This is a genomic window from Lacipirellula sp. (assembly GCF_965279485.1).
Lineage (GTDB): Bacteria > Planctomycetota > Planctomycetia > Pirellulales > Lacipirellulaceae > Lacipirellula.
Genome location: NZ_CBDIIC010000002.1, coordinates 661,445 through 682,713, shown reverse-complemented (window position 1 = coordinate 682,713; position 21,269 = coordinate 661,445). Strand labels below are relative to the sequence as shown.

General features: G+C 58.9%; 19 protein-coding genes and 1 tRNA gene. 14 read left to right on the top strand and 6 right to left on the bottom strand.

The genetic code is table 11. The annotated features are described in order from the left end of the window. Window positions 1-6: 6 nt before the first annotated feature. Window positions 7-1,425, bottom strand: coding sequence for an SUMF1/EgtB/PvdO family nonheme iron enzyme (locus tag ACQY7R_RS10285; protein ID WP_428305513.1), 1,419 nt, complete (start codon window positions 1,423-1,425; stop codon window positions 7-9). A 756-nt stretch (window positions 1,426-2,181) separates the two neighbouring features. On the opposite strand from ACQY7R_RS10285, the gene ACQY7R_RS10280 reads away from it, so the two are divergent. From ACQY7R_RS10280 to ACQY7R_RS10235, 10 genes are all read left to right on the top strand, one after another. Further along, the gene (locus ACQY7R_RS10280; RefSeq protein WP_428305512.1) at window positions 2,182-3,213 is read left to right on the top strand and encodes a dockerin type I domain-containing protein; all 1,032 of its coding nucleotides are present in this window, start codon (window positions 2,182-2,184) and stop codon (window positions 3,211-3,213) included. Between the two features lie 409 nt (window positions 3,214-3,622). After that, window positions 3,623-4,219, top strand: a complete 597-nt coding sequence (locus ACQY7R_RS10275) for a hypothetical protein (protein WP_428305511.1) — start codon at window positions 3,623-3,625, stop codon at window positions 4,217-4,219. 102 nt (window positions 4,220-4,321) lie between these two features. Next, a complete protein-coding gene (locus ACQY7R_RS10270; RefSeq protein WP_428305510.1) occupies window positions 4,322-4,546 on the top strand; it encodes a hypothetical protein in 225 nt (74 codons plus the stop codon). 15 nt (window positions 4,547-4,561) lie between these two features. Further along, window positions 4,562-5,365 carry a hypothetical protein gene (locus ACQY7R_RS10265; RefSeq protein WP_428305509.1) on the top strand — a complete coding sequence of 268 codons (804 nt, stop codon included), beginning with the start codon at window positions 4,562-4,564 and terminating at the stop codon, window positions 5,363-5,365. Window positions 5,366-5,905: 540 nt separating this feature from the next. Further along, entirely contained in the window at window positions 5,906-6,235 is a 330-nt protein-coding gene (locus ACQY7R_RS10260; protein ID WP_428305508.1) for a hypothetical protein, read from the top strand. A gap of 41 nt (window positions 6,236-6,276) precedes the next feature. Continuing rightward, complete coding sequence (locus ACQY7R_RS10255) at window positions 6,277-7,605, top strand: phage major capsid protein (RefSeq protein WP_428305507.1); 1,329 nt, start codon at window positions 6,277-6,279, stop codon at window positions 7,603-7,605. A gap of 100 nt (window positions 7,606-7,705) precedes the next feature. Next, a complete protein-coding gene (locus tag ACQY7R_RS10250) occupies window positions 7,706-8,152 on the top strand; it encodes a hypothetical protein (RefSeq protein WP_428305506.1) in 447 nt (148 codons plus the stop codon). A gap of 31 nt (window positions 8,153-8,183) precedes the next feature. Continuing rightward, window positions 8,184-9,809, top strand: a complete 1,626-nt coding sequence (locus ACQY7R_RS10245) for a hypothetical protein (RefSeq protein ID WP_428305505.1) — start codon at window positions 8,184-8,186, stop codon at window positions 9,807-9,809. Between the two features lie 315 nt (window positions 9,810-10,124). Next, the gene (locus ACQY7R_RS10240; RefSeq protein WP_428305504.1) at window positions 10,125-11,789 is read left to right on the top strand and encodes a phage integrase SAM-like domain-containing protein; all 1,665 of its coding nucleotides are present in this window, start codon (window positions 10,125-10,127) and stop codon (window positions 11,787-11,789) included. Between the two features lie 25 nt (window positions 11,790-11,814). Further along, window positions 11,815-13,032, top strand: a complete 1,218-nt coding sequence (locus tag ACQY7R_RS10235) for a tyrosine-type recombinase/integrase (RefSeq protein WP_428305503.1) — start codon at window positions 11,815-11,817, stop codon at window positions 13,030-13,032. Here ACQY7R_RS10235 and ACQY7R_RS10230 read toward each other — a convergent pair. Then, window positions 13,033-13,132 (bottom strand) — tRNA-Leu (locus ACQY7R_RS10230). 119 nt (window positions 13,133-13,251) lie between these two features. Between ACQY7R_RS10230 and ACQY7R_RS10225 the strand changes: the two genes are divergently transcribed. From ACQY7R_RS10225 to ACQY7R_RS10210, 4 genes are all read left to right on the top strand, one after another. Continuing rightward, window positions 13,252-14,286 carry a hypothetical protein gene (locus ACQY7R_RS10225; RefSeq protein ID WP_428305502.1) on the top strand — a complete coding sequence of 345 codons (1,035 nt, stop codon included), beginning with the start codon at window positions 13,252-13,254 and terminating at the stop codon, window positions 14,284-14,286. A gap of 118 nt (window positions 14,287-14,404) precedes the next feature. Then, on the top strand, window positions 14,405-14,740 hold the full coding sequence (locus ACQY7R_RS10220; RefSeq protein ID WP_428305501.1) for a helix-turn-helix domain-containing protein: 336 nt from the start codon (window positions 14,405-14,407) through the stop codon (window positions 14,738-14,740). 2 nt (window positions 14,741-14,742) lie between these two features. Next, entirely contained in the window at window positions 14,743-15,594 is an 852-nt protein-coding gene (locus ACQY7R_RS10215) for a hypothetical protein (RefSeq protein ID WP_428305500.1), read from the top strand. Beyond that, window positions 15,578-16,375, top strand: coding sequence for a hypothetical protein (locus ACQY7R_RS10210; RefSeq protein WP_428305499.1), 798 nt, complete (start codon window positions 15,578-15,580; stop codon window positions 16,373-16,375). Before ACQY7R_RS10215 ends, ACQY7R_RS10210 begins: the two co-directional genes overlap by 17 nt. Before the next feature lie 11 nt (window positions 16,376-16,386). On the opposite strand, the gene ACQY7R_RS10205 is transcribed toward ACQY7R_RS10210, so the two are convergent. The 4 genes from ACQY7R_RS10205 to ACQY7R_RS10190 are packed head-to-tail and all read right to left on the bottom strand — an operon-like array spanning window position 16,387 to window position 21,251. Then, window positions 16,387-18,042, bottom strand: a complete 1,656-nt coding sequence (locus ACQY7R_RS10205) for a GH3 auxin-responsive promoter family protein (RefSeq protein WP_428305498.1) — start codon at window positions 18,040-18,042, stop codon at window positions 16,387-16,389. 3 nt (window positions 18,043-18,045) lie between these two features. Beyond that, window positions 18,046-18,780, bottom strand: coding sequence for a hypothetical protein (locus ACQY7R_RS10200; protein WP_428305497.1), 735 nt, complete (start codon window positions 18,778-18,780; stop codon window positions 18,046-18,048). 10 nt (window positions 18,781-18,790) lie between these two features. Next, window positions 18,791-19,909 (bottom strand): hypothetical protein, encoded by a 1,119-nt coding sequence (locus ACQY7R_RS10195; RefSeq protein ID WP_428305496.1) that lies wholly within the window; start codon window positions 19,907-19,909, stop codon window positions 18,791-18,793. Then, complete coding sequence (locus ACQY7R_RS10190; protein ID WP_428305495.1) at window positions 19,875-21,251, bottom strand: B12-binding domain-containing radical SAM protein; 1,377 nt, start codon at window positions 21,249-21,251, stop codon at window positions 19,875-19,877. The genes ACQY7R_RS10195 and ACQY7R_RS10190 overlap by 35 nt, the downstream gene beginning before the upstream one ends. Window positions 21,252-21,269 lie beyond the last annotated feature (18 nt).

The window sequence follows — 21,269 nt, the reverse complement described above, 5'->3', positions numbered from 1 at the left end:
CGCGAATCACCGCTTGTTGGACGAGCTATTCCAGTAGAAATACATTTCCTCAGCCGAAGGAATTTCCTTCGGGCGCACGAGACGAAAACCGAGCCACGGGGCGTCGGTGAGATACCATTGGCTTTTAGGCAACTGCGGGTCTTGTTCTTGCCAGTCCGCTTCCGAGCCAAGCCGCGCAGCCGCACGCAGCCGCTCCGGCCCATCGGCCCAACCGCCGCCGCGAGCACTGCGCGGGTAAAGCGTCGTCGGCTTCACGAATGGGTTCGCGGCGCCTGGCTTAAGTTGTTTGAAGTAGTTCGGATCAAACTGGTCCGCGGTCCATTCCGCGACATTGCCGTGCATGTCGTAGAGGCCCCACGGATTTGGTTCCTTCTGTCCGACGAGTTGATATTTCTCTTCGCTGTTGCCGGCGTGCCAGGCGTAGTTGTCGAGCACCGCCGGATCGTCGCCGAATGAATACGCGGTCTTTGTGCCGGCGCGACACGCATACTCCCACTCAGCTTCCGTCGGCAATCGGTAAAAGTGCCCGGTCTGAGCGCTCAGCCACTGACAATACTTATTCGCCCCATGCTGCGTCATGCTGATCGCCGGGTAGCCATACTGACCCATCCCGAAGCTCATTTCGACGTACGGAGTCGTCGGCTGGCTCACGGCATCGACGTCAGTATGAACGGCAGGGTCAAAATCCTTACGCATGCCGTTCTTCAGCCGTTCGATCCCAGTGATCATAAACGGCTCGTATTCGTCCCAGGTGACCTCATGCTTGCCGATCCAGAACGGCGCGATCTCCACTTCAACCTGCGGACCTTCCTCTTCGCCACGGCCGGCTTCGTCGGCGGGGCTTCCCATCACGAATTTGCCCCCCGCGACGGCAACCATCGCGTAGGGAGCGGCCGTCTCCGGCACTTCCGCTTCGTAGCTCTCCATCGCGCCGTCGCCATCGGCCTGCGCTTGCGCGACGATCTTCGCGTGGATCCGCTTCACCAATTCCATATCATCCGGCGACGGAATCTCTGCCGGCGGCTTCGGCCGAACCTTGAGCGTCACGCCCTCCGGCCAAGTTGCTCCTTCGGCGATCCAAGTTTTGAGCAAGTCGATCGATTCGGTCTTCAGCGGCCCCCCTTGGTCAGCCGGCGGCATGAGCTGCGGGGCGTCCTTCTCGACGGCTACTAAAGTATAGAGCGAACTCTCTTCCGGCTTGCCCGGCACGAGCAATCCCTCGCTGCCGCGGACCTTCTCGATCGTCGACAAATCAATTTCGCCGTCGGTGTGATCCCCCGAATGGCACGAGACGCAGTACATCTCCAGGATCGGCTGGATCTCACGAGCAAAGTCGACGGCCGCCCACACTGGCGAAGCCGAAAGCACACAGACGCTTGCCGCCAGCGTTGCGATCAGGACGATACGTGAGCCATGCAATCTCATGAACAATATGCTTGCCTGCCTGCGAGCCTCGCGCCATCGGCGCGATCTCAATCGAATCATCGGCGGTGGAAAAGTTGGAGCCGCGCGGCTTTGAACCCTCGATGCGGCGTCTTTTAAGGAGAAGTCTTTATTGTAACGTGAGCAATCGCAGTTGAAGGGCTGGGAAACTACACCTCCAGGCGACGGCTCGCGCCCTCCAAGCCGCGGCAACTCTGCGAAGCCGCTCAGCCAACCAGCGAATCGCTCGGAAAAAAAAGGCGAATCTCAGCGACCATAAGCGTCGCGCGCTGTATCACTGTGGCAAGAAACTCAATTTAGTCCCCGAAGTTTCTATGCAAAATTGTGCTGAATCGTTACGCCGCTCCGCGATAGATAAGCGTTTGCAGCGACTGATCGTAATTGTCGCGGGAAATTCCTTAACGCAGCGCCGCGAGTTTCCTTCGCCGACAAACTGCGATCAATTGGTCGAATATTGCGAAGCATCTGCCAATTCTCACAGTGCGACACGTCGCGGCGAGTGTGACTCTGGGCGATGAACAATGCGTATACGTCGAGGCCATTCACAGGGCGAACGCCAACGACTTCAAGCCAGCCGAAGGCAACGCCTTCAGTCGCAGCGACCGAAAAACGGCCTCTTCGTGGGGCGATTGCTCCCCCGCTCCTGCGAATTAATTGAACCCAATCCCTAGGCTCTCTATAGTAAACGTCGCCTGCTGCGTCGCTGCTCCGCACTGCCTACTTCTCAACGTTGCACCCATGAGCGCCACCATCTTACGGCGACCCCGCGTCGTCGAGCTTCTACTTGTCCTCGCCGCGCTTGCCGTTTCGCGCAATACGGCCAATGCGCAACTTTGCGTGTTCCTCACCGGCCCCTCCTACCTCCAAGACTTCAATACGCTGCCCGCGTCGGGTACGGCAAACAATTCCAACTCGCTTCCCCAAGGCTGGGCGTTCAGCGAAGCCGGAACCGGCGGCACGCTCACTTATACTGCCGACAACGGTGCGCTTTCCACCGGCAACACTTATAGCTACGGTGCGTCGGGAAACAGCGATCGAGCCTTCGGCGAACTCACTTCGGGAACCGTCAACGCGACCCTCGGCGCTTGCTTCCTCAACAACACCGGCCTCGTGATCACTTCCTTCACCATCGCTTACACTGGTGAAATGTGGCGCCTCGGCGCGGCGGACGCCATCGTCGATCGCCTCGACTTTGAGTTCAGCGCGAACGCCACGTCAATCGTGGACCAAGGGCCCGGCGTCGTTTGGACCGCGGTCAACACGCTCGACTTCGTTTCTCCCAACAACACGGCGCCCGCCGGCGCGAAGGATGGCAACCTCGCCGCCAACCGCACCACGACCGCGCCGATCGCCGTCATTCCTCCCGGCGGTATCCCCGCGGGCGGCGTCTTTTACATCCGTTGGCTAGCGAACGCCAACATCGGCGGAACCAACGACGGGCTCGCGATCGACGACTTCAAGCTGAACATCAACCCCTCCGCCGACTTCAACCAGGATCGCGCCGTCGATGGCAAAGACTTCCTCGCCCTGCAACGAGGCCTGGGAACGGCAAGCGGCGCGTCGATCACCAACGGCGACGCCAACCGCGACGGCGCTGTCAACTTTCTCGACCTCGTCATCTGGAAAAGCCAGTTCGGAGCCATCCCGCCCGCTGTGCCTGTCGCTCAGTCCATCCCTGAATCGGCCTCGCTATCCCTCGCCCTCGTCGCGCTGGCTACAGCGATCTCAAGAACCCGCCCTCTCCAATCGGCAACGCGGCTCAAGGAGTGAACGCCGAGGCGGGGTAACTGCCCGTGCCTACTTGCCTAAGAGCGGCCTACTGCTGGGCCGTGGCGTGTTTGCGGAATGTGACCCAACTTGGGCGGCAAACTCGGCGCACAAAAAAACGCCGTAAGTACTTACGGCGTCTTGAGTACCGGAGGCCGGACTTGAACCGGCACGCCCTTGCGGGCACTGGATTTTGAGTTTTCTCGATCCAATCTGTTCAGTCGCAGTTAGCTTTTCTTGTCGGTATAAATGGAGTCGCTGACTCTGCGGCCCGCGTGCTCGTGCCGCGGCCACGTATAGTTTTGGGTATATCGAACCAACTAGGGGAAGTCATGAGCCCCGTTGCTCGCCCGCGGCGCCACACGCCCTCCAGCGTTGGCCGCGGGCGGCAGGTTGGGCTGGAGGACTTCGCATGCTCGTTCAAGTGAGCATTCCTGGCGTAATCGACGACCTCGACGTCCTACTCTGGGCGATGTCGCGACTGGCGGACCCAGAAACACGTCTTGCGGTTCCTATCGCTGCCGACGACGCGTACAGCGCGGCATGGACGGAGTACTGCGGGGCAATCGAACGATTGAGCGTCAGGTTGAACAGTGGAGCAATCCCTGGGTTGGACTGTTCTAACGCCGTGAGATGGAAGCTGCAAACACTGTGGGAATGGCTGCAGAGGTGTGCGTGCGAGAGGCCGGATCTCTACTCGGATGATTGGAGAAAGTTCGTCGCCGCTTCCTCGGTTTGGCACGCGGCCGGGCAGCAAATGCTAATAGGGTTGCGCGGCCGCGGTGCGGTGGCCATTTATTCGATTAACGAGGCCCGCGACGAGTGGATGCACCAGAAGAGACTGGGCGGGTTGACGAATAACGAGATACTCACGGAGCTTCGGAGGGACCACCAGGAGTGGGATGCCCCAGAGAACGAGCAGAGCGTCAGTAAAGCGATCAAGCGATACTGCCAGCGTCACAACATTCAGGTAATCAGCCGAAAGCGAAGTAACGATGAGCCACGATGAGCCATGGCTCATCGTGGCGTTTTTCTCGAGCGAACTCCCCCGTCTAATCCTCCCAGTTGACCGTTAGCAGCACATTAGCTGCGACACCACTGCGAGGAAATCATGGCAACTCAATCCCCGCGGCGACTTGCCGCCATCTGCCCCGAGCGGCTCTACCCGCTCCGCGCTTTCCAGGAGGCCAGCGGCATCGGCTCGACCCGCATGCGTGAGGGCCGATTGGCTGGTATTCACCTCCCGACGATCGACGTCGGCCGCCGGAAGTTTGTCCGCGGCAGCGACGGCATCCCCTACATCGAAGCCCTCGCGACCCTCTCGGCAACTCGGTAGGCAGGAGGGTAGGCCGTGGCCGGTGACTGGATTGCAATTCGATGCGACCTAGCTAACGAGCCCGAGGTGATCTCGATCGCCACGGCATCTGGGCTCGATGAGTTCGCCGTCGTCGGCCGCCTTCATCGGCTGTGGAGCTGGGCAAATCGGCACACCACTGATGGTAACGCTCCGGGCGTTACCTATGCGTGGGCGAATCGTTACCTACAGAGCGACGGATTCGCAGAAGCCATGGCAGCGGCCGGGTGGCTGTCTTGCGAAGGCGGCGCCCTGGTGTTCCCGAAGTTCGACCGCTTCAACTCGCAAGGTGCTAAGAAGCGGCTACTTACGGCGAAGCGAGTTGCTGTTCACAAGCAGAAAACTAACGCGTTAGGTAACGCAGACACTAACGCTCGCAGCGTTAGTGAGGAGTTACCTAAAGAACAGAAGAGAACAGAAGATACTAAGGGGAATACCCCCTTAGAACCCCCCGCCGTGGCTGTCCTGCCTTCGATTCTTGACACCAATGATTTCCGAGCCGTGCTTGAGCGATGGAAGGCATACAAGGGTCGCGGCTACCAGGCCCGCGGACTGAGTTCGCTGATCACTCAAGCGGAGCGTCGTGCAAAAACCCACGGTTTACCAGCCGTGATCGGGGCATTCGAGGCTGCAATGAGCAACGGCTACAAGGGCTGGAACTTCGACGCCGCTTTTACCCAAAGAGTCAGGCTGAACATGTCGGGCACCGGCACCGGCCGATCGGTCTTGGATTCTGGTAAGAGAGGCCCGAACGGCTATCCGCTGGATCGGTATGGCAGAGAGATTATCCCGCTGAGGTGAGGCCGTGTCCGTTGGGTCCGACGTGCCAAAGTGGCAGGGCGGGTCGGAATTATTGCCAGCGCGCGTTTCCGCTACCGCTTCCCCAGGCGTACGCATTTTTTGTCATAAAATGGAGGTTTGCTTGAAAATGGAGCCACGGCGTCAGTGCAATCAGTGCCTCAACGGCAGCATGGAGCCGGCGAAAAAGCGCCGCGCGGGCGGCAAAACACTGCAGGATTTCGTCTGCAGCTTCTGTAATCGCGTTGAGCCTGTTGAAGTTACGACCGCTCCACGCAAGCCGCGGAGCCCCAAGCGATGAGCACTCCCCCGGACTGCGCCGCGTGCTCGATCGGCATGATGAAGACAACGCACAGCCGCAAGCGAGGCGCGGCGCTCATCGACCGAAACCGCCAGTGCGACAAGTGTGGCGCCCGCGATCGAGCGTTGATTCGCCGCGTCGAAGAGGTGGTAAAAATCTTTCCCGCTAAGTGTGGTGCCACACAACAGGGTGGATCTCGCCGTCGTCGCCGCGGAGTAGAAATCTCGCAGGAGAACAAAACCATGCTTACGAACCGAATCACCCTCGCCCACCTGACCGACGCCGACCTCGACACGATGCATGGCGTCGCGATGAACGTGTGGGATAACGCCAACGCCCTCGGTGCCTTCGCATCAGACATCCTGCAGGAGGAAATGATTCGGCGACTTACGGGGCGTGCTCCGGTGGCCGACGCAGTCCCGTCGGATTGGTCCGCACAGGATATCGCCGAAGCGCTCACCACGGCACCGGCGTTCGCGTTTGCCGCGGCAACTGCAACGGCTCGTGAGTTCTCCAAGCAGCTAACCGCGTCGATCTCGGCGGCCGCCGCGGCTCGACTCACCCTCAACTGAGCCGGGCGACACCGCCGGCGATCACAGAAGGAACCTGAATAATGCGAACCCCGACGCTCAAGGGCCTTAAAGAGGCGACGATTGGGAAGGCTCGGCAACTGAACGAGAAGATCAAAGCCGAGGGGCGAGACCCAACTGCCGCCGAGCAGTCGCAGATCGAGGCTTACATCGACGCCTACAACGGCGCGACCGGCGAGAACGTGCCGAAGGCTGAGCACGAGTTCGCCGCATTTTGCTCGGCTCCGGAACGTGGCGGCATCAGTGCAGCCGATCTACTAGCGGCCGCCATTCAGTCGGGCCAAGTTCCGGCCGGCCCAAAGCCCAAGGGCTACCAGGTCGTCGACGAGCACGGGAAAATTATCCGTGCCCTCGGCAAAGGTGAGTCGTTTGCGAACGTCGTGCGTGAGCAGCACGGCAACGATAGCGAGTACTCGCACGGCGAGCAGCTTCAGAAAGATGGTCTCACCCTGGGCGGCTGCATTCGTGCTGCACTGATTGGCCCAACGAGTAGCGTCGAACGGGCGGCACTCTCCGGCGGCTCGTCGACCGGCGGCGGATACACCGTGCCAACCATCCTCGCTGGCGACTTCATTGATAAGTTCCGCGTCCGCACGCGGATGTTCGAAGCGGGGGCAGCGATCGTCCCTCTCGGCAGCGGCGACAACACGTTCGCTAAGCTCACCGGCGATGCGACCGCGTCATGGCGGCAGGAATTGAAGGACATCACCGAGAGCGGCCCGACCTTCGGGGCGATCACGATGACGCCCCGGTCCCTGGCGGTCATCGTCCGCGTTTCACGCGAGTTGCTGCAGGATAGCCAGATGATCGGCCGCGCCGTCGAGCGATCGCTAACTGAGGCGTTTGCCGCAGAGATCGATCGAGTCGGAATGCTTGGGTCTGGTGCCGCTGCGGAACCACTCGGTGTTGCTAACGATCCTGGAATCAACGTCATTCCGACGGCGGGGCAGATCACGAACTACTCGGAGATGCTCGACGCCTATAAGCTGCTGCTCGATGACAACGCTCCAGATCCGACTGCGGCGATCATGAGCAATCGCGAGTGGCGGACTTACGCGGGCCTGACCGATACGACGAATCAACCGCTACAGCGGCCGAAGGCGATTGAGAATCTTGACTTCCTCGCCAGCAGCGGCGTCCCGACCAACGCCGGCGGCGGTGCTAACGAGTCGACGATTGTGCTCGGCCATTTCCCGGACTTCGTGTTCGGAATGCGTGCCGAGCTGACGATCGAAGTCTTGAAGGAACTCTACGCGAAGACGCACGAGATCGCGTTTGTCGCCCACCTTCGAATGGATACCGGTTGTTTTCATCCGGAATCGTTCTGCAAAATCACCGGCATCACGCCGTAGTAATTCACGTCGTCCCGCTCGTAGCGGGGTCTCCGTCGTTGCTTAGTTCGGGGGTTCCTTGGCCCCCGGGCTAGGCAACGATTATTTCTGAAAGGCAAACATGAGTACAAAAGAACTCCTGAGCCAGGTCAAAGTGACCCAGGCGATCACCCCGACCGCCGGCGTCGCGGGTCAGACTGACATTGAAGGCGCAACGCTCGACATGGCGGGCTTCGAAGGCGTGCTCGTTGAAGTCACGCTCGGAGTAATCACCGCCGGTGCCGTGACAGGCGTCGTCATGCAGCAGAGCAACGCGTCGGATATGTCGGGCGCGGAAACGCTCGCCGGCCCCTCGATCACCGTCGCTGATGACGATGACGGCAAGGTGCTTGCTCTCGATCTCTTCCGCCCCACCAAGCGATACGTTCGCGTCCACGTCGATCGTGCGACTCAGAACGCAGTGATCGCGGGTGCGACGTACAAGCAGTACGGCGCCCGCAGCGTGCCGATTAACTCGGCGAGTTCCACCGTCAAAGTGGCCACCGCCGTCTCGCCGTCAGCCGCCTAATTCGAAGCTCACCACAAAGTTGGGTTAGACTATGTCAGTCGGCCGCCTGAGCGTCACCTGTGCCGCCGATATCGGCGAGTTCCGCAACGGCATTGCCGAGATGCGGAACTCGCTGCAGACGCTTCCGCCGGCGATTGATCGTGCCAACGATCGCGTTTCGATCATGCCATCGAAACTAGCTTCGATGGCTACTTCCGCTCTGGCCGCCGCCGCCTCGATCGCGACTGTCACTGCAGTGGCGCACGGGATCGGAGCGGCGATGGAACGCCTTGATCGGCTGAATGACAAGTCGAGTCAGATCGGCATTGATCCCGCCCAGCTCGCACGGCTCGGCTACGCCGCGAAGATGAACGGTGCCGAGTTCGAAACGATGAATGCGGCACTCGCGCAGATGAATCGGCGCGTTTCAGAAGCGGCGGTTGGAACCGGCAAGGCCGCTGGAGCCCTCAGCTACCTAGGAATCAACGCGACGGAGTTGAACGGGCTCGCGGTAGAAGACAAGTTTTCAACGATCGCCGACCGCATCTCCATGATCGAGAACCCGGCGGATCAAGCGCGAGTCGCGTTCAAGCTCTTCGGTAATCAAGGATTGGAGCTGGTTGAGACCCTGCGGCTTGGCGGCGACGGCATTGCCAAGTTCATGAAGGAGGCGGATCGCTTCGGCATTGTCGTTGGTAAGGAAGATCTTGAGCGGATCGGCCAAGCTAAAGACGCGATCGACAAGCTTGGGTTGATGGCCGAGGGGGCTTTCAATCGCATGGCGGTGGCGTTCGCGCCGGCGATCACTGAAGGCATTAATAACTTGATTCAGCTCAACGAGTCACCACTCTTCCAGAGCATCGTGAAATCCACCGGCCCTATGGGGTTCATCACGATGAAGATGCGAGAGTACTCCGAGGAGAGCTTGAAGGCGGCCGACGCGCAGCGGGAGCTGCACGATGCGAAAGAGAAGGCTGCGAAACTCGATCTCGAAGCGTTGCAGCGAGCGGAGAAGCTATCGGAGGAGTACGAGAAGCAAGTCGCCGAGCTTCAGCGACAGGCAAAGGTAGCTCGATTTGGGGAGACTAACGTCAAGTATTGGGAGGACGTTGGCAAGTTCGGTCAGGTGCGGGCCAATCAGCTTGCAGCCGAACGTCGCGACCTTGCCGCCGCTCAGGCTGAAGAGAAGCGGCGCAAAGACGCCGAATCGAACGCCGAGCAGGCCCGCAAGGAAAAAGTGCGGGAAGTCGAGCGTAAGCGCCAAGAGGAAGAGCGAAAGCACGCTGATAACATGCGCAAGGACGCGGAGGCGATGGAGAAACTTCGACTCCGCATTCGCGATTACGGTAAGACCGGCATTGCAAAAGATCGCGACGAGTTGCTCCGGACGCTCGAAGATCCAAGCCAACGCGCCGAAGCGGAGAAGCATTTCGCCACGCTCAAGCGACTGCAGACCGGCGATGATCGCCTGAAGGCGTTGCAGGAAGATCGCAAGACGGTTGAGGGCCGGTCTGGCAAAGACAAGTTCCTCGACGCTCGCACCGTCGAAGGTTGGGCGCAGCTCCGCAGGGGAGCAGAGGACCCGCAGCTTGCCAGGCTCGATCAGCAGATCGAAGAGCAAAGAGAGACTAACCGCTTGCTACGGGACCGTGAGCGAGGGAGCGTGCTCAACTTCTAATTTGCAAGCGATCTTGCATTTTGATCGCTCAGAGTCACAATATCGTTGTCAGCCTCGACGGCTGACCGGCCGTGGAAAGCCGTAACAGGGACAATTCGATGATTGCAACATCAGACCGTAGGCCCGGTAGTGTGGGCGCGTGTAGTAGCTGCGATCCGCGTAGGCGGGGAGCGAAGACACGCGCGGGTGACCTGTTCACCTTTCCAACCGCATTACCGGGCCTACGGTCTTTTACGCGCGTCGCCGGATTGTCGAGGGCGGTCGGGGTAACCGGACCGCCCTCTCTTCTCGCCGGCGGCGCCAAGGGAGCCGCATATGAGAAACAACCCAACTCCCGTCCGCAGAGCACAAGCTCGCGAGCTTGTGAAAGTAGATCACGAGGCGATGGCCCGGTGGTCGTTGCTCAAAGTCATTTCCGACGCGATGAAGCCGCTAGGCGAGTATTCGCAGTCGACGATCCAGAATTACCGCGAAGCCGCTAGGAAGTTTCAGCGGCACATAGGCTACGAGCAGAGCCCGGTTAATGTCACTGAGGCGAAGCTGGCCGCGTTCGAGGAGTGGCTTGAAGCCGAGGGCTACGCGGCCAAGACCGTACGCCTCAACGTCGACAACCTAGCGGCGGTTGTGAGATACGCCGATCCTTCCCTGTTGCCCAGCCGTTCGGCTCCTGAGCGACCAGCCCTCGCCGATTCGGAGGTTAGGGGGACCATCGAGTGGTTCTTCGTCAACGAGTATTTCCCAGTGGCGGAGAAGATCACGAGCGAGGAAACCAAGCGTCAGTACGCGATGGCGGCCGCTAGATTCAGCAAGCACCTCGGGCGCCCCGCGCGATTGGCGGATCTGACCGATGAGCGGCTTGAGGCGTGGGTGGTCGCAATGCAGGGGGAATCGCTCCAGCGCAAGACCATCAACACGTACATGAACTACCTGCGGGCGTTTTGGAACTGGGCGTTCAGCCGAGGCATGATCGTGCAGGCTCCGAGAATTCGAAACGTCTCAGCCAAGGGCGGCGAGCGATTGAAGGAGCCTGCAAAACCGACCGAGGTTCGTAAGTCGAATTCTCCCTACCGCCGCAATTTCGTTCGCCGCGGCTCGCCTGCGGAGAAGAAGAGCTACCACGATCTGTGCGGTCCCAACGGGGCAATCTGGTTCGTGAATCGCTACCTCGCGTCGCGAGAGGTGTGCCCGTTATATGCCCAGCTGCTGCGACTTCACATGACGCAGCTGGCCAGATTCGAAGGGAAAGCGGACATTGAAAGTCTATTTCAGGAAGACGCCGTCAATGAGTACACCGCTTCGCTGAATGGCCAGGACGGTGGCAAGAAGCTCAGCGCTTACACGATCAAAGCGAGGCTGAGCAACATTATTTCGCTGTGGAACGCGGCGGCCGACGAAGATCTCGTGCCCTACCCGCGACTTCGCCGGCTGCGGCGTCCGAAGTGCCCCGCGCTGGTGATCGAGTGCTATACGACCGAAGAGGTGCAGCGATTGCTGGCGGCAGCTGCACAGCTCAAGAGGCAGTACTCGAACGGCGTCCGAGCCTGCGACTACTGGACCGCCGCAATTCGGGTCGCATGGGATAGCGGGCTTCGCCGAGGCGACGTCATTCGGCTTCGGAAATCGGCGATCCGCGAAGACGGTGCGCTGCGGGTGGTTCAGAATAAGACCCGCCAGATTGTTTCCGTCCGCTTTCGAGAAAGCACGATGGCAGCGCTGGCGGCGATTCAGTACGACGACGCTCTTGCCTGGACGATGGATCTCACCTACTTCGGCCGTCACTTCAAAAAATTGGTGCGGGCGTCGCGAATTGGCAAGGGGTCATTCAAGTGGGTGCGGCGATCAAGCGGCACCTACGTCGAAATGATTCAACCTGGGGCTGGGACGAAGCACCTCGGGCACCGCACGCCGCAGGTTTTCGATCGGCACTACGACGGCAAGCTCGGCCCACACCTCCTCCCGCAGCCGCCTGAGCTGGTGTAACTACTCCCCCCCTGGAGCAATTTCGATGATTGATCAGATCAAAGTGCACGTCGTTCGCTACAGCGCGCAGACGAACCTCATCATGCGCTATCGAGATCCGGTGACCGGCCGGCAGGTGGTGCGGTCGACGGGCACCCCAAAGAAACGCGACGCCGAGCGTGCTGCGGCGAAGTGGGAGGCGGAGCTGCGCGAGGGCCGCTACCAAAAGCCCTCACGCGTCACGTGGGAGGAGTTCCGCGAGCAGTATAGCCGCGATGTCCTCGACGGGCTGAAGCCGAGCACGGCGACGACATACGACGCCACGCTCAACGTCTTCGAGCGGCTCCGTCGTCCGGTGAAGCTGGTCGAGGTCACCACGACGAACCTGACGGCGTTCGTTACCGATCTGCGGGCTCAGGTGAGCTCGCCGGCGACGATCGCCAGGCATCTCCGCGCGTTGATGGTCGCCATGCGGTGGGCTCACCGTGAGGGGCTGTTGTTGAAACTCCCCGAGGTGAGCATGCCGAAGCAAGCGAAAGGGATGCGTGGGCGCCCGTTGGCTGGGGAAGAGTACGAGCGGATGCTCGACGCCGTCGCCAATGTGGTCGGTGAGGCCGCGTCGTCGTCGTGGAAGTTCTACCTCCGCGGCCTGTGGGCGTCGGGGCTGCGGCTGCAGGAATCGATCGAGCTTCGCTGGGATGACGCACCCGGCGCCATGGTCGTCGACTTCAGCGGCCGTCGGCCGATGCTGCGGATTCCGGCGGAGAGTGAGAAGGGAAACACCCACCGGCTGCTGCCGATGGCGCCGGAGTTCGCCCAGCTGCTCGAAGAGGTTCCCGTCGAGAACCGCCGAGGACGCGTCTTCGCGCCGCTCGACAAGTCCGCCCTGCCCTACAGCCCGAGCCGCAACGCGATCGGCCCCCTCGTCACGGAGATCGGCGAGGCCGCCGGCGTCATCGTCAACCAGCGTGTGAGGCGGGGAAAGGACGGCAAGCCGGAGACCGTGAAGAAGTTCGCGAGCGCCCACGACCTACGCCGCAGCTTCGGTTTCCGCTGGTCCCGCCGCGTCATGCCGCCGGTGCTGAAGGAGCTAATGCGGCACACGGAGATCGCCACGACGATGAAATATTACGTCGGCCTCAACGCGGAGGCGACGGCTGATGAGCTGTGGCGCGTCGCAGGTATAACTTCGGGTATATCAGCCGAAAAAGAGTCGGCTGAAACGAGCGATGAGAATCGACGTAAGTCGTTGAAGCCAAGATAGTACCGGAGGCCGGACTTGAACCGGCACGCCCTTGCGGGCACTGGATTTTGAGTCTGCACTGACCCGTCCTTGTCGTTGGTTGCCGCTCCGAAGCTCCGAGAAACAAAGCGTCGAGCCAGTAGCCGGATCGTAACCTGTCGCCCAAATCAGGAGAAGAATGTAGAACTGATGTATCACTCATCGTCCTCTTGATCGCACCTCTTCGGATTGACCATTCCAATGTCGCAAGGCTTCTCGTCAGACCTGACAAAGGGCACGCCAAGGACCGCCTGTAACGCTCTTCGAAGGTTTGAGTGGACAGACGAATACCAACAAATGGCTAATGCGGAGGCATCTTCATTTTCGTGCGTCTTTTCTCTTGCCGACATCGACCCAATTGAAATACGGAGACTGATAGAAGACTACAATCGGCTACAGTACCAGCCGCTCAACGAAGCTGAAGAGGACGCGTTCGTCGCACGGGAAATGTGTGTACGAGGTGCAGATCAGAACGCCGACCGTTTTTCTTTGCTAACGGGGTTAGCCTATCAGTTCGTAACTCACTTGAAGGAAGCTGGCGAATTGCAGCGTCTGGGGCGGCTCGCGGACTTGCCACCTTCCGGTGAAATCGAACATCAAACAAACCTACCGTTTCTGACGCCAGCAGTTCCCCCTGCGGAGTCGTTTCGTCTCGTCGCTTATCAGAACCAATTGGGGCACCCCCTCGTTTTGGGGGCAAGGCTGTTGTGGTGGTGTGCTGCTGCTCACAATCAAGGAGGAGGCTTCGAACATTCCGCAATAAATGTGGTGGGATTAAGACAGCACCCCATTTGGATCACTTACGTTGGTTCCAGGTTTGCTTTTGACTCTCCGCCTTTTTGCCGGTTAGAAGGATATCCGCTTAGAGTTATGAAGGATGCGGCAGGATTTCTCTTAGATCACGCGGAAACAAAGCCAACACAAGTCGCTGAGGTCCCTAAGAATGCCGGCCCGCAGCAGGACGGCTTCGATGACAGCGGGGTATTCTGGCGAAATGGGCGTACCGTCAACGGAGACCTATCAAAACAGTCCTTGGACGTTCTAACCATCCTCTTCAGCAGCAACTCGCTCACGATGAGGCGAGACGAATTCTGTAAGAAGCTGTTTGAGACAGATGACAAGGTGCCGGACAAGACTTTAGAGGCCGCCCTCCGTAGATTTACTACGAGGTGCAGGGCGAAGCACAAGATGCTCGCAAGAGAAAAGAGCGGCTGGGTCATTCTCGAACTCCTGTGAAGCCCTACAGACATTAAGGCCTACAGTCTTCCTTCGTTTTTCCTGCAGCGTTGCGGCAGATAGCGGCGAGAGAGTATGGCACACTTGGTTCCTCGGGTAACTAAACCAGGAGGAACCAATGAACGAACGCACGATGCGGCTCGCGAATGAGCCGTTTGCCGCCAACAAAGACGCCCCTTCTGCCGTCGTCAGTTTGCAAATCGATCGAGATGCCCTTCGAGGTCTCGTGGCGGAAGTCCTCTCGGCCCAGCCAAACGTCGACTGGCCCAGTGGGCGGTTGGCTCTGACCGAGGAAGAGGCTGCAACTGCCTGCGGGGTCGGCCGTCATGTCCTACGGGACCTACGGCTAGAGGGTCAGCTTTCTTACCGAACGCTGGGGCGGCGGATTATTTATACGCGATCGGACGTGTTGGCAGCCCTCGATTCCATTGCATCGCCGGCCAAAGGAGGTTAGCGATGTCTCAAAGCACGGGTTCGCAAAGTAAGAAAGTCCCTGCAACGACAGTTAGCGATCGGAAGATTCTCCGCCGCATTCGCGTGGCTGGCCTACGCGTGTTCGTTGACGAACTCAACGGGCCGAGCGTCATCTTGCCTGTTACTTCAGGTCGTCTCCGTTGGCCGGTGGACTCTGATAGAACCAAGGCGTGGCTTGCCAGATTTGTGCACCGCAAACTGGGAGTCCCGATCGAGGCTGCCCAACTTAGGCGAGTCATGCTGGTGCTTAAAGGAGATGCCTATTTGGGCCCGCACGAGAATGGCGACCCCGAGAAAGCCTGGGAAGAAATCGAGGGCGAGCCCGTGTTACGAGCCCTCGTGGCGTTTATTGATGCGGACGCGACGAAAAGGCATTGGGAAGGACCGACTAGCACATTATTGAAACTATTGACGACGAACGCAGCTGCCATGGGCATCTGGACCGATTCCAAGGAGTGGCCGGGCATCACTCGGTTGCTCACTTTGAAGCTCAATAAGAAATCGAAGGCCCTTAAAGCCGTTGGCGTCCAGTATCGCTGCTTGCCCAAACGAGACGCCAGCTACACCTCGCTGACATGGAGCGACGATTTTTGTAACTGCCTGAGTATGGGCGGTGACGCTGGTGACGCTGGTGACGCTGGTGACGCCACTGAGCTAACGCCAACTCAGTCGACGGATGTCGAAGACTCCAGTGGCGGTGACGCTGGTGACGCTGGTGACGCAAGGAATTCAGCGGCCTTGATCGCCGAACGCCTGCGACAATACGCCCTTACATTGGACGGGCAACTGAACGCGTCCGAGAACCTGGAGGTAGTAGATGAGTGCTCTCCCTGATATCGAACGGTGGAACCCCTCGCTCTGGGACGACGATATCGGCAACCCGGATGTAAAGGAGTTTTTCCAGGACCAACTGTACGCCCTGCGTACCGGTCGGATTGAGAAAGGCGTCAACACCTATGTGCGGGGCCTTTCGCGAAGTGGCAAGACCTCGACGGTCAGGTTATTTGCTCGTTGCTTGATGTGCGTTGAACTGAATCTGGAGACTCTGAATCCTTGCGGCCATTGTGAAGCGTGCACCACCCAGCTTGATCGATTTGGCGAGCAGGGCATGTTCTCCTATCTCCGTGGACGCGACGTTCATTTTATGCCGATCGACTGCATGCAGATTCGTGGAGCCGACCATCTTCGCGATTTGATCAGCGGGATGGCCGACTACAATGGCGTGAAGGTCATTCTGTTAGATGAGATTTCTCGACTCTCGTTTCGAGGTTTAGACGAGCTGCTTCTAGGACCGTTGCAATCGCTGAATTATATGTGGATCGCCACATCGATTGATTCACACAAGATTGATGCCGCCGTCCTGAACAGATTCCCGGCCAAGTTCACGACCGTGTTGCCCACTACAGAGGAGTTAGCAATGCTGTTGATGCGGCTGTGCCGACAATGGGGAATTCCTTACGACGATCCCGCAACGCTCTGCCTTTTGGCGGAAGCTTCAAACAATGTAACGGGCATCGCCTTGCATGCTCTCGCTCAGGTCAATGCAAAGCGGGGCGACGCACGGGCACTAACCCGCCACGCGGTCGAAGGGTTTCGTGACCGTTTGGCAGGCTAATTGGCGGACCCTCAGGCTTGTTCTTGAAGTCCAAATGTACTGGCCTTGATATCACCTAGTCGTTGACCGGCGGCTAACTTTGACGTCAGTTGCAACGTCACCGACGCATCGACTTCCGGCTCATCAACCATTTCAACGCAAGGTGCGTGTAGTTGGGAAAGCGAACGTGCATATTGATAGGCGGGGTTCGCCGATAGTCCGATGTCGATTGATGTGCAAAGGCGTGGTATGAGTTGCGGCCCATCTCGAATAGTGGGGTCGCACAAACGAAGCGTGTACCGAGAGTGAACCTTGTCGGCATTAAGTTGGGCGAATTGAGGCGAAATTCCAAGCTCCCGAAACGTCGACTGCAGCACGGTCTCAACATGGGCGGCATTGAGTTTCTCGCCGACTAAATCGCTTGTCGCGTCGGTCTTCCCGACGAACCGGACCATTGGCGTCTCGCGAGAGAACCCAACGACTTCAATCTGGTCGTGAAGCTGATATCGATAGAGGCCGCCCTGAGTTGTGATCAATACTTCGTAGTGACAACCTTCCTCAAGTTCGTGGGCCAGGACTACTACTTCGCTCGAACTGTGAGGGGATGGAGAGCTCGGTCTAAATTCAAAAAAGTGCGAACGAATCGCTAGGGAGGGAGCCGCCTGGGAGACTATCGGCACGCTCACGAATGCCTCGGTTGCTAGGAGGCCCTTTGGCTGAAGTTCAACGCCGTCAAGATATGTTCGCAGATTGTTGACGTACGTACTGGACGGGCCATCAGCCCAACAGCTGACCAGTCCCAGCTCCGGCCAAATTGTACGTATTGAATCTGCGATGTTACGACCATCGCCGAACAGTTCGCGGAGCTCATCAGCTCGCTGCGGTCGAGGCTCAAATGCCCTGTCCCACAAAGACCCTTGTTGAGACGATGCCGGCGATGAAATCCTTCCCCGTTCAACATCTCGGCAGAGTTCGTCTCGATTAGACCAGAGGAACTTCAGTAGCTCCGTCAGATACGTCGGACTCCACACCGATAGTAAACTGAGACGGGTATCTCTAAGCAGAAAGAACAACGTCGCGAATCTACATGAAGCAACATCTGGAGCTAGGGCGACGCTCGAAGGCACGGCCAGCGTTCGTTCCACGAGCATCTTTTCGAAGCTGCTCAGGTAAGCCGCGTCCTCATCGAAGCCGATCGGAATTCCCCCGCTCGTTCTGCGAGGTAAGGAGCCTAGCGGTGAGATGGACCAGTAGGCGGTTCCACGTCGTAGAGCCGGGCGGGCAGAATAGAGATCCCATATCCATACCTTGATCGCTCGCTGGAACGCTTGACGCAACGACGCCGTATACGGAATCAGCTTCTCGCCATGACTTGTGCCGCCTGTAGGCTCTAAAAGGTCGACTCGCTCCGCCGTTAACACACGAGAATCGCCTCGGGCAATCCGCTCGACCGAGTCGCGATAGTCGTCGAAGCTTGAAATCGGAACCGCATCCTGAAACTCTTTAACGCTACTGATCGTTGAGAAACGATGCTGCTCGCCAAACCAAGTCTGGCGATTGTCCTGCACAATGCGTCGCAGTAGGCGTGCTTGAGTTTGCTGCACGGATCCGGTTGATCGCCGAAACGCCTGAGCTTCACGGAAGCAGGCTGCCATCCAGACGGTGTTGCAGAAGCTCGGACCAAACACGAGTTATCCTGCCAGTGGGACGGAGGCGGCTGGATAGATGACGCGAAGAGCCGCGGCAGTGAAGTTCGCTTTCGAGAGCGGAGCGACGCAGCAAAGTTCATCGCCCAATTGATAGCCCGGATTACGAGAAATGAAGTGGCGAACGTGCCGATCCGCTCGCGGTCGATTGCCGGGATCGGCGAGAGTCGCTCGGACGTGTTCTTTGCCCGGCGTCGCCCGGATTATTTGGGACGTTTCATCATAACAGTGCGGAGCCACCTGCCTGGCAAGTGCGTCAATGACGGCACACTCACGTTCCGGCGTCGGTGCGTTGACGTTGGGATACCACTCACGAAAGAACAACGGCAAGTACTTATAAGTGCGAAAACCTTTCGACGTGAGGAACCAGTAGAGAGGTTGCTCGGCGTGCCGCTCGATCAGTGACATTGCTAGTCGACCCCACTCGTGAGCTAGCGCAATGTCGCCCCAGTGTTGCGGATCGACGACGGTGTCTCCCGAGAACAATGCTCTCACCGGCTGTCCGTCAACTTCGACTTGCAGCACCGCCTGCGTCGAAAAACCAGCCAGACAATCCGTCAGCTGATCGTGAACCTGGATCACCCATTTTTTTGCGGCTAAATCGGCTTCAAACTGCTCTCTCTGAACGTTGACGTACGCTCGGTCCATGAGGTCGAACATCGCATCGTGGCCGCCAGCGACCAGATCGTTAACTTCGATAAGTGAACTGCGAAGTCTCACGTCAACTTTCCTAAAGGCAGCCGAGTTCCAGGTAAGGCACTCGTTGGGTCAGTTCAGCGAGATCGGGCACCTGATCGGGCCAGAATACCAGATAGAGCCGAGTCACATACTCTCTGCCGCCGACCGTTCGGGGAATCGATAAGAGCGGGTCGCCAGCATGCATCCCCAGAAATACCAGGCGGTCTCGACGCTCAAGCAACTCCCGACTCATCGCCCCGATCAAACGGCGGCAGATTTCTGCATCATTTTCAGCAACGACTAGGATCGCACCATAGCGTGCGGCCAGGACGCTTCCAGGCGACGGTAAGGTAGCTCGCTTTCTCACCTCGGCAATGACGTTGTAAGCGGGACGAGCCAGCGTCAGCCACCTGTCGTAACTGTGGATGACCATTTGCTTAAAGCGGCTTTGATCCCAGGCACCCCAGGTACCGACAAGCTGATCGTCGCGGAAGGCGAGCATGACGTCGTGGGGCTGAAGTCCTTGTAGCCAGCCTTTCTCTTCAAAGAGATCGGCCGTGTGGTATGCAGGAAAGAATTGCCGTCGCGGCCCGTGAGTGTTGAGGAACGTGATGATTTGTTCGCGGTCATCGATCGTTGCGAGTCGCGTGAGGATCTGTGAAGACCCTCGATCGATGCGACTCGCCGCCGCTGGATTCAGCGAGATCGTGATGTAGTCGCCTAGTGGATGGTAGGTCGGGAGGCCTGCTCTTCCGGCGGCAATCGTCTTGAGTGCGATCACATTGTCAGAGGCTATCGTCGTCAGGTAGTAGGGAGCCACTTGATCTGCGTGTAACTGGCGTAGTAGAAGATACCCGCGTGCAATAAGCCCCCCCTGCCCTCGATACTGCGGTCGCAGCCTGAGTCCGCCGAGGTAGCCCACGCTCGTACGTTGATCGTTGACGTACCGCGGACCCGCGGTCCGGCTACCCATGCCGACGATCCGGCCCTGCTCGACGTCTCTACCGACCACAATTTGCACAAGTTTGCCGTCGACTGGCGTGGCGTCGAAGAAGTTCGGCTCACGAGCGAAGCTGACCGAGATCTGTCCCATCATCGGCGTCGATGAAAGTACCTCACGCAGCTCTGCATCATCATCAGCCGTGGCGAGCGTGAACTCGAACTTTCCCATGACGTTTCACTTGGTGATTGGGGGCGAGTCCGAGCTGCAGTCCTTGGCGTAGATCGATGTCAAAGTGCGAGCCCAGGTTGAGGCCAAGATAAACGCCCAGCATCGTGGCACTACTGGCATTGGCTTCGCGGTCGAACAGGCGTCCGAAGATGGAACTCCACCCGTAGAACTCTCGTCGTGCCCAAAGACATCCTGCTTCGAGTTCAGCAGGAGCCATCTTCTTAGGACGAAAGACCACGTCGCCAACCCGACCCGTCGGTTCGAGCCACCATTTCTGCTGCAACAGTCGTCCTTCCGTCAGCAGCCGGCGGTAGAGCGGCGTGCCGGGGAAAGGCACGAGATGGTTGAACGCCGCCAAGAAGAGTTGATGTTCTCTAGCGAAGTCGACGCTCTCTTCGATCACCGCCCAATCATCCTCGTCGTAGCCGAAGACGAAGGTGCCATAAACGGCGAGGCCATGCTTGCGAAACTGACGCAGGCTTGATTCGTAGGTGGCGTGAGCCGTATTCCAGTCCTTGCCCATCGCCTTGAGATTGGCGGCGTTGATCGATTCCATGCCAATCAGAACGCCACGGCAACCGCTCGCCACCATTGCCGCCAAGAGGTCATCGTCGTTGGCGACGTGAATGCTCGCCTGACCGACCCAGCTGATGTTCAGCGGCAAAAGTTCGCGACAAAGCTCCCGAGCTTTGCCCGGTTGGCTGACGATGTTGTCGTCGACGATGAAGAATCGCCGGCTGCCCGTTTGCTCCATCTCCTCGGCGACGTCACGAGCGGGCCGATGATTTTGAGAGGCACCGTGGACGGCCGTGATGGAACAGAAGTCGCATTTGAAATTACACCCGCGGGCATACTCGACCAGCGTGATATTTTGATAGGAGCGGTCGGCAAAGATCCTGCGGTCAGGTCTCACGTTCCCCAGTTCTCGACGGCCGCGTCCGTCGTAAACCGCCTTCAATTGGCCCGATCTGGCGTCGGCGAGCAATTGACTCCAGACCGGTTCCGCGTCGCCGATGACCATCGCCTCGGCATGCTCTTGAACCTCCTCTGGAATCAACGTCGCGTGATAGCCGCCCATCACCACGGGAACTCCACGCTGACGAAACTCCGCGGCAATCGCATAGGAACGGAGAGCTGTGAACGTTTCGACGCTGATGACGACCAGATCGGTCGGTTCGTCGTAGGGAATCACTTCCATCCGGTCATCGTAGAAGCAAGTTTCCACATCTGGCGGCATTAGGCTGGCGAGCACCGCCATTGATAACGGCTGCATCTGCCAGGCCTTCACATAGGATTTCCCTTCTTTGCGGCCGACGGCTGGGTAGATGAGCGTGATCTTCATGCGTAAGTGTTCGCCTTC